Annotated in this window: 6 protein-coding genes; all 6 read left to right on the top strand. The window is 66.3% G+C overall.

The features are described from left to right. Positions 1-122 precede the first annotated feature (122 nt). Positions 123-3,998 (top strand): DNA-directed RNA polymerase subunit beta', encoded by a 3,876-nt coding sequence (locus AB0J71_RS19490; protein ID WP_352330499.1) that lies wholly within the window; start codon positions 123-125, stop codon positions 3,996-3,998. 553 nt (positions 3,999-4,551) lie between these two features. Continuing rightward, positions 4,552-4,926, top strand: a complete 375-nt coding sequence (gene rpsL / locus AB0J71_RS19485; protein WP_020542315.1) for a 30S ribosomal protein S12 — start codon at positions 4,552-4,554, stop codon at positions 4,924-4,926. A 2-nt stretch (positions 4,927-4,928) separates the two neighbouring features. Beyond that, positions 4,929-5,399, top strand: coding sequence for a 30S ribosomal protein S7 (gene rpsG / locus AB0J71_RS19480; protein WP_043623423.1), 471 nt, complete (start codon positions 4,929-4,931; stop codon positions 5,397-5,399). 39 nt (positions 5,400-5,438) lie between these two features. Beyond that, the gene (fusA, locus tag AB0J71_RS19475; protein ID WP_352327253.1) at positions 5,439-7,538 is read left to right on the top strand and encodes an elongation factor G; all 2,100 of its coding nucleotides are present in this window, start codon (positions 5,439-5,441) and stop codon (positions 7,536-7,538) included. Positions 7,539-7,647: 109 nt separating this feature from the next. Further along, entirely contained in the window at positions 7,648-8,841 is a 1,194-nt protein-coding gene (tuf, locus tag AB0J71_RS19470; RefSeq protein WP_352327252.1) for an elongation factor Tu, read from the top strand. 253 nt (positions 8,842-9,094) lie between these two features. Beyond that, positions 9,095-9,403 (top strand): 30S ribosomal protein S10, encoded by a 309-nt coding sequence (rpsJ, locus tag AB0J71_RS19465; RefSeq protein ID WP_012887830.1) that lies wholly within the window; start codon positions 9,095-9,097, stop codon positions 9,401-9,403.

Genomic DNA, 9,403 nt, shown 5'->3' with positions numbered 1-9,403 from the left:
ATGTCCATCGAGATGCGCGACACCGACGAGGACGTCTTCCGCGCGGCGGAGGAACTCGGTATCGATCTGTCCCGGCGTGAGCCGAGCAGCGTGGAAGAAGTCTGAGGGGGAGATCGCACACAATGCTAGACGTCAACTTCTTCGACGAGCTCAGGATCGGTCTTGCGACCGCCGACGACATCCGTCAGTGGTCGCACGGCGAGGTCAAGAAGCCCGAGACCATCAACTACCGGACTCTCAAGCCGGAAAAGGACGGACTCTTCTGCGAGAAGATCTTCGGTCCGACCCGCGACTGGGAGTGCTACTGCGGCAAGTACAAGCGCGTCCGGTTCAAGGGCATCATCTGTGAGCGCTGCGGCGTCGAGGTGACCCGGGCCAAGGTGCGTCGTGAGCGGATGGGCCACATCGAGCTGGCCGCGCCCGTCACGCACATCTGGTACTTCAAGGGCGTGCCGTCGCGCCTCGGCTACCTGCTCGACCTGGCCCCGAAGGACCTGGAGAAGGTCATCTACTTCGCGGCCTACATGATCACGCACGTCGACACCGACATGCGTGAGCGTGACCTGCCCTCGCTGGAGGCGAAGATCTCCGTCGAGCGGCAGCACATCGAGCAGCGCCGTGACGCCGACGTCGAGTCCAGGCAGAAGAAGCTCGAGTCCGACCTGGCCGAGCTGGAGGCCGCCGGCGCCAAGGGCGACCAGCGGCGCAAGGTCCGCGAGGGCGCCGAGCGCGAGATGCGCCAGCTCCGCGACCGTGCCCAGCGCGAGCTGGACCGGCTCGACGAGGTCTGGAGCCGCTTCAAGAACCTCAAGGTCCAGGACCTCGAGGGCGACGAGCTGCTCTACCGCGAGATGCGCGACCGCTTCGGCCGCTACTTCAAGGGCGGCATGGGCGCGCAGGCGATCCAGGACCGCCTGATCAGCTTCGACCTCGACGCCGAGGCCGAGAACCTGCGCGAGACCATCCGCAGCGGCAAGGGCCAGAAGAAGGCCCGCGCCCTCAAGCGGCTCAAGGTCGTGTCGGCGTTCCTGAACACCACCAACTCGCCGCGCGGCATGGTGCTCGACTGCATCCCGGTCATCCCGCCGGACCTGCGCCCGATGGTGCAGCTCGACGGTGGCCGGTTCGCGACCTCCGACCTCAACGACCTGTACCGCCGGGTCATCAACCGGAACAACCGCCTCAAGCGTCTGCTCGACCTCGGCGCCCCCGAGATCATCGTGAACAACGAGAAGCGGATGCTCCAGGAGGCCGTCGACGCGCTGTTCGACAACGGCCGTCGCGGTCGCCCGGTGACGGGCCCCGGCAACCGGCCGCTGAAGTCCCTCAGCGACATGCTGAAGGGCAAGCAGGGCCGGTTCCGCCAGAACCTGCTGGGCAAGCGAGTCGACTACTCCGGCCGTTCGGTCATCGTCGTCGGCCCGCAGCTCAAGCTGCACCAGTGCGGTCTGCCCAAGCAGATGGCGCTGGAGCTGTTCAAGCCGTTCGTGATGAAGAGGCTCGTGGACCTCAACCACGCGCAGAACATCAAGTCGGCCAAGCGGATGGTCGAGCGCGCCCGCCCCGTCGTGTGGGACGTGCTCGAAGAGGTCATCACCGAGCACCCGGTGCTGCTCAACCGCGCTCCGACGCTCCACCGTCTGGGCATCCAGGCGTTCGAGCCGCAGCTGGTCGAGGGCAAGGCCATCCAGATCCACCCGCTCGTCTGCACCGCCTTCAACGCGGACTTCGACGGCGACCAGATGGCCGTGCACCTGCCGCTGTCGGCTGAGGCCCAGGCCGAGGCACGCATCCTGATGCTCTCGACCAACAACATCCTCAAGCCGGCCGACGGCAAGCCCGTGACGATGCCCACCCAGGACATGGTCATCGGCCTCTACTGGCTGACCACCCAGAAGGAAGGCGCGATCGGCGAGGGCCGCGTGTTCGGCTCGATCGCCGAGGCGCAGATGGCCTTCGACCGCCGTGAGCTGGAGATCCAGGCGAAGATCCAGATCCGGGTCAAGGACGTCCTGCCGCCGCGCGACTGGGTCGCTCCGGAGGGCTGGGAGCAGGGTGACCCGATCCGGCTGGAGACGACGTTCGGGCGGTGCCTGTTCAACCAGACGCTCCCCGAGAGCTACCCGTTCGTCAACTTCCAGGTGGGCAAGAAGCAGCTGTCCACGATCGTGAACGAGCTGGCCGACTCCTACCCCAAGGTCGAGGTCGCCAACTCGCTCGACGCGCTCAAGGACGCGGGCTTCCGCTGGGCGACCCGCTCCGGCGTCACGATCTCGATCGAGGACGTCGTCGCGCCGCCGAACAAGACCGACATCATGGAGAACTACGAGCGCCGGGCCGACAAGGTCCAGCGCGAGTACGAGCGTGGTCTGATCACCGACGAGGAGCGCCGCCAGGAGCTCATCGAGATCTGGACCCACGCCACGGCCGACGTCGAGACCGACATGGTCAACGCCTTCCCGGCGACCAACCCGGTCTGGATGATGGTCAACTCGGGCGCCCGTGGTAACAAGATGCAGGTCCGGCAGATCGCCGGCATCCGTGGCCTGGTGTCCAACACCAAGGGCGAGACGATCCCGCGGCCGATCAAGGCCTCCTTCCGCGAGGGCCTGTCGGTGCTGGAGTACTTCATCTCCACCCACGGTCAGCGAAAGGGTCTGGCCGACACCGCCCTGCGTACCGCCGACTCGGGTTACCTGACCCGTCGTCTGGTGGACGTCGCCCAGGACGTCATCGTGCGTGAGATCGACTGCGGCACCGACCGCGCGGTCCCGCTGCACGTCGGCGAGCGTGACGCGTCCGGCAACCTGGTCAAGGCGGAGAACGCCGAGTCCAACGTGCACGGCCGCATCCTGGCCGAGGACGTCGAGGTCGACGGCAAGGTCATCGTCCCGGCGGGTGTCGACATCAACGACATCCACGTGACGAAGCTGGTCGAGGCCGGCGTCGAGACCGTCCGCACCCGCAGCGCGCTCGTCTGCGAGGCCAAGATCGGTGTCTGCGCGACCTGCTACGGCCGCTCGCTGGCCACCGGCAAGCTCGTGGACGTCGGCGAGGCGGTCGGCATCATCGCCGCCCAGTCGATCGGTGAGCCCGGCACGCAGCTGACGATGCGTACGTTCCACACCGGTGGTGTGGCCGGCGCCGACATCACCCACGGTCTGCCCCGTGTCACGGAGCTGTTCGAGGCGCGCATCCCCAAGGGCGTCGCCCCGATCTCCGAGGCCGAGGGCCGGGCCAGGATCGACGAGACCGACAAGACCAGGAAGATCGTCATCACCCCCGACGACGGGTCGGAGGAGATCGCCTACCCGGTCTCGATGCGTTCGCGCCTGCTCGTCCAGGACGGTCAGCGCGTGACGGTCGGCCAGCAGCTGATCGCCGGTGCGGTCAACCCCAACGAGGTGCTGCGCATCCTCGGCCCGCGGGCCGTGCAGCTGCACCTGGTGGCCGAGGTCCAGCAGGTCTACCGGTCGCAGGGTGTGTCGATCCACGACAAGCACATCGAGATCATCGTGCGGCAGATGCTCAAGCGCGTGAACGTGCTGGAGTCCGGTGACACCGACCTGCTGCCCGGTGAGCTGGTGGAGCGTCCGCGCTTCGAGCAGATGAACCGTGAGACGGTGGCCGAGAGCGGCTCGCCGGCCGCGGGCCGTCCGGTGCTCATGGGCATCACGAAGGCGTCGCTGGCCACCGAGTCGTGGCTGTCGGCGGCCTCCTTCCAGGAGACGACCAGGGTCCTGACGGACGCGGCGATCCACGCCAAGTCCGACTCGCTGCTGGGCCTGAAGGAGAACGTCATCATCGGTAAGCTCATCCCGGCCGGTACGGGCATGCCCCAGTACCGCAACATCCGGGTCGAGCCGACCGAGGAGGCCAAGGCCGCCATGTACACCGTCGGCGGTTACGACGGCTCCGCGGCCGACTACACCTTCGGCACGGGCAGCGGCGAGGCCGTCCCGCTGGAGGAGTACGACTTCGGTCAGTACAACCGCTAGCAGTTCGCAGGCGCCGCGCCCGGGTCTCTCTCCTGAGAGGCCCGGGCGCGGCGCTTTTCCGGCCGTACGCGCTGCCGTAGACGGCCCCTGACGCCCTGTAGGAGTGGACGGGCCCCGGGGGGCCGGTCCGGCGGCATGACGGTCTGGGGGCCGGTTGCGGGGCTCCCCGGCGAATCGGCACACGTCGGTCCCCGGGGCCGGTATCATTGCGGCGGCGCTTCGGATGGGCTGGATGAGACGGGCCCCGGTGGCACGGAGCGGCGATGCCGACAGGCGTTGCCGTGCCGTTTTGACGTGTCGGCTGGGCCTGGGTAGTCTTGAGCATCGTGCCCGTCTCTAGCGGGCTTTCGGCTGTGCGCTCATATCCATAGGGAGAGCGTCGGCTGGACTCTCAGGCTCGCAAGTCTCCGTGGCTGTGTCCGTGCGAATAGCGCGACACGCCCGACCGCGGGGGCACCGAGACGAGGAAAACCAGCAGGTCATGACACCGGCAGAACCTGCGAAATGCAAGACCAATGACGTAACACCGGCCAAGGCACGAAACGGAGTGGCAGTGCCCACTATTCAGCAGTTGGTCCGCAAGGGCCGGCAGGACAAGGTCTCCAAGACCAAGACTCCTGCCCTCAAGGGGAGTCCGCAGCGGCGCGGCGTGTGCCAGCGCGTCTACACCACGACCCCGAAGAAGCCCAACTCGGCACTGCGCAAGGTGGCCCGCGTTCGGCTCACGAACGGCATCGAGGTCACGGCTTACATCCCCGGTGTGGGCCACAACCTGCAGGAGCACTCCATCGTGCTCGTGCGTGGCGGTCGTGTGAAGGACCTGCCTGGTGTTCGCTACAAGATCATCCGCGGTTCGCTCGACACCCAGGGTGTCCGCAACCGCAAGCAGGCCCGCAGCCGCTACGGCGCGAAGAAGGAGAAGAGCTAACAATGCCTCGTAAGGGTTCTCCTGGCCGTCGTCAGCTCATGTCTGACCCGGTTTACAGCTCGCCGCTGGTGACCGCCCTGATCAACAAGGTGCTCCTTGACGGCAAGCGCTCCATCGCGCAGTCGATCGTCTACGGCGCCCTCGAAGGCTGCAGGGAGAAGACGGGCAACGACCCGGTCGTCACCCTCAAGCGCGCGCTTGACAACGTCAAGCCCACCCTCGAGGTCCGCAGCCGCCGTGTCGGTGGCGCGACGTACCAGGTGCCGGTCGAGGTGCGCGCCGCGCGCAGCACCACCCTGGCCCTGCGCTGGCTGGTGCAGTACTCCCGCGCCCGCCGCGAGAAGACCATGACCGAGCGCCTCATGAACGAGCTCCTCGACGCCAGCAACGGCCTCGGGGCGAGTGTCAAGAAGCGCGAGGACACCCACAAGATGGCCGAGTCCAACAAGGCCTTCGCCCACTACCGCTGGTAACCCGGCGGGTTCGACGAGACGACGAGGACGCGAGTTAAAGTGGCCGCTACGACCGCTCTTGACCTGGCCAAGGTCCGCAACATCGGGATCATGGCCCACATCGACGCGGGCAAGACCACCACGACCGAGCGCATCCTGTTCTACACCGGCATCAACTACAAGATCGGTGAAGTCCATGAGGGCGCTGCCACCATGGACTGGATGGAGCAGGAGCAGGAGCGCGGCATCACGATCACGTCTGCCGCGACGACCTGTGAGTGGATCGGTCACACCATCAACATCATCGACACTCCGGGTCACGTCGACTTCACCATCGAAGTGGAGCGCTCGCTCCGCGTCCTCGACGGTGCCGTCGCCGTGTTCGACGGTGTCGCCGGTGTCGAGCCGCAGTCGGAGACGGTGTGGCGGCAGGCTGACCGGTACGAGGTCCCGCGCATCTGCTTCGTGAACAAGATGGACCGTGTCGGCGCGGAGTTCCACCGCTGCGTCGAGATGATGGTCAGCCGCCTGGGCGCGACCCCCGCTGTGATCCAGCTTCCGTGGGGTGTCGAGGCCGACTTCAAGGGCGTCATCGACCTCATCAAGATGAAGGGGCTCATCTGGAGCGCCGACGCGGCCAAGGGCGAGATGTACGACACCGTCGACATCCCGGCCGACCACGCCGACGCCGCCCGCGAGTGGCGTGACCGCCTCATCGAGACGGTCGCCGAGAACGACGACGAGCTGATGGAGCTCTTCCTGGAGGGCACCGAGCCCACCGAGGAGCAGCTGATCGCGGCCATCCGCCGCGCCACGCTGAGCAGCGCCATCAACCCGGTGCTGTGCGGCACCGCGTTCAAGAACAAGGGCGTTCAGCCCCTGCTCGACGCGATCGTCGCCTACCTCCCCGCCCCGACCGACATCCCGGCGTTCAAGGGTTACGCGGTCGGCAACGAGGAGAAGGTGATCGAGCGTCACGCGGACCCGGCCGAGCCGTTCTCCGCGCTGGCCTTCAAGATCGCCAGCGACCCGCACCTGGGCAAGCTCACCTACATCCGCATCTACTCCGGCACCCTCGACACCGGTTCACAGGTCGTGAACTCGGTGAAGGGCAAGAAGGAGCGGATCGGCAAGATCTACCAGATGCACGCCAACAAGCGCGAAGAGCGCCCGCAGGCGATCGCCGGTCAGATCGTCGCCGTCATGGGTCTGAAGGACACCACGACCGGCGACACCCTTGCCGACCCGGCCAACCCGGTCGTGCTCGAGTCGATGACGTTCCCGGCTCCGGTCATCAACGTCGCCATCGAGCCCAAGACCAAGGGCGACCAGGAGAAGCTGTCCACCGCCATCCAGCGGCTGGCCGAGGAGGACCCGTCCTTCCAGGTCCGTCGTGACGAGGAGACCGGCCAGACGGTCATCTGGGGCATGGGCGAGCTTCACCTGGAGATCCTCGTCGACCGTATGCGCCGCGAGTTCAAGGTCGAGGCCAACGTGGGCCGCCCGCAGGTGGCCTACCGCGAGACCATCCGCCGCAAGGTGGAGAAGGTCGACTACACCCACAAGAAGCAGACCGGTGGTTCCGGTCAGTTCGCGAGGGTGATCATCGACCTGGAGCCGCTGGGCGAGGGCAACGACGGTTACGAGTTCCAGAACAAGGTCTCCGGTGGCCGCGTCCCGAGGGAGTACATCCCCTCGGTCGACGCCGGCGCCCAGGAGGCCGCGGAGTTCGGCGTGCTGGCCGGTTACCCGATGGTGGGCGTGAAGGTTACGCTGACCGACGGTGCCGCCCACGACGTCGACTCCTCGGAAATGGCGTTCAAGATCGCCGGCTCGATGGCCTTCAAGGAGGCCGCGCGCAAGGCGGACGCCGTTCTTCTCGAGCCGATGATGGCCGTCGAGGTCACCACGCCCGAGGACTACATGGGTGACGTCATCGGTGACCTCAACGGTCGCCGCGGGCAGATCCAGGCGATGGACGAGCGGGCCGGCGCCCGTGTCGTCCAGGCGCTCGTGCCGCTGTCTGAGATGTTCGGCTACGTGGGTGACCTGCGTAGCAAGACGCAGGGGCGCGCGAGCTACAGCATGCAGTTCGACTCCTACGCGGAGGTGCCCCCGGGCATCGCCAAGGAGATCGTCGCGAAGGCCCGGGGCGAATAACTTCCCGGTCCCTGGCGGGGTGGTGCGAGCCACCCCGCCGCCTAGGGGTCTGGGATCTCCCGGGCCCGAGTGTGTAGACAAGTCAGTCAGATTCTCAAGGAGAGAACCAGTGGGCAAGGCCAAGTTCGAGCGGACTAAGCCGCACATGAACATCGGCACCATTGGACACATCGACCACGGCAAGACCACGCTGACCGCGGCGATCACCAAGGTGCTTCACGACCGTTTCCCCGAGCTCAACAAGGCGACCCCGTTCGACAAGATCGACAAGGCGCCCGAGGAGAAGGCTCGCGGTATTACGATCTCCATCGCGCACGTCGAGTACCAGACCGAGAAGCGTCACTACGCTCACGTTGACTGCCCCGGTCACGCCGACTACGTGAAGAACATGATCACCGGTGCCGCTCAGATGGACGGCGCCATCCTCGTGGTCGCCGCCACCGACGGCCCGATGCCGCAGACGAAGGAGCACGTCCTCCTGGCCCGCCAGGTCGGCGTCCCCTACATCGTCGTGGCGCTGAACAAGGCCGACATGGTCGACGACGAGGAGATCCTCGAGCTCGTCGAGCTGGAGGTCCGTGAGCTCCTGTCCGCGCAGGAGTTCCCCGGCGACGACCTGCCCGTCGTCCGCGTCTCCGCCCTCAAGGCTCTCGAGGGTGACGAGAAGTGGGCCGACAGCATCATCGAGCTGATGAACGCGGTGGACGAGAACGTCCCCGAGCCTCCCCGTGACACGGAGAAGCCGTTCCTCATGCCCGTCGAGGACGTCTTCTCGATCACCGGTCGCGGCACCGTCGTCACCGGTCGTATCGAGCGCGGCATCGTCAAGGTCAACGAGCAGGTCGACATCATCGGCATCAAGCCGGAGAAGACGACGACCACCGTCACCAGCATCGAGATGTTCAACAAGATGCTCGACGAGGGTCACGCCGGCGACAACGCCGCCCTGCTGCTCCGCGGCATCAAGCGCGACGATGTCGAGCGCGGCCAGTGCATCATCAAGCCGGGCACGACGACCCCGCACACCGAGTTCACCGGCCAGGTCTACATCCTGTCCAAGGACGAGGGCGGCCGCCACACGCCGTTCTTCAACAACTACCGCCCGCAGTTCTACTTCCGTACGACTGACGTGACCGGTGTTGTGAACCTCCCCGAGGGCACCGAGATGGTCATGCCGGGCGACAACACCGAGATGCGCGTTGAGCTGATCCAGCCCATCGCCATGGAGGAAGGCCTCAAGTTCGCGATCCGTGAGGGTGGCCGCACCGTCGGCGCCGGCCGGGTCGTGAAGATCATCAAGTAGCTCGACCGTCGGGGCGGCGGTCGGCCCCACATTCAGGGCCGACCGCCGTACCGCGTCAAGGGCCTCGCGTAAAGCGCCGTGATCCAGCAGTCGCTTCGGCCATAGTGACCGAAGTAACTGCCGGATCACGGAAGAAAAGACAGATCAACAGTGTCTGTCTCGTGGGGTCACGCAGGGTCAGACCTGCACCAACACAGCGGCACAAGGCCGCACGATACTTTTTCAGACGACAGCGAAGGACACCGAGGCCACTATGGCGGGACAGAAGATCCGCATCCGGCTTAAGGCCTATGACCACGAGGTCATCGACAGCTCGGCCAAGAAGATCGTCGAGACGGTGACGCGGACTGGCGCGAAGGTCGCGGGCCCGGTGCCGCTGCCGACCGAGAAGAACGTGTACTGCGTCATCCGCTCGCCGCACAAGTACAAGGACAGCCGCGAGCACTTCGAGATGCGCACGCACAAGCGGCTGATTGACATCATCGACCCGACCCCCAAGACGGTTGACTCGCTCATGCGGCTCGACCTCCCCGCGGGTGTCGACATTTCGATCAAGCTCTGA

Origin of the sequence: Nonomuraea sp. NPDC049637 (genome assembly GCF_040675235.1) — a bacterium.
Lineage (GTDB): Bacteria > Actinomycetota > Actinomycetes > Streptosporangiales > Streptosporangiaceae > Nonomuraea.
The sequence above is the reverse complement of the archived record's forward strand: the minus strand, read 5'-3'. Positions and strand labels throughout refer to the sequence as shown.

Coding starts and splice junctions, on each gene's coding strand:
- rpsJ (WP_012887830.1), top strand. CDS start 9,095: ATGGCGGGACAGAAGATCCGCATCCGGCTTAAGGCCTATGACCACGAG.
- AB0J71_RS19490 (WP_352330499.1), top strand. CDS start 123: ATGCTAGACGTCAACTTCTTCGACGAGCTCAGGATCGGTCTTGCGACC.
- rpsG (WP_043623423.1), top strand. CDS start 4,929: ATGCCTCGTAAGGGTTCTCCTGGCCGTCGTCAGCTCATGTCTGACCCG.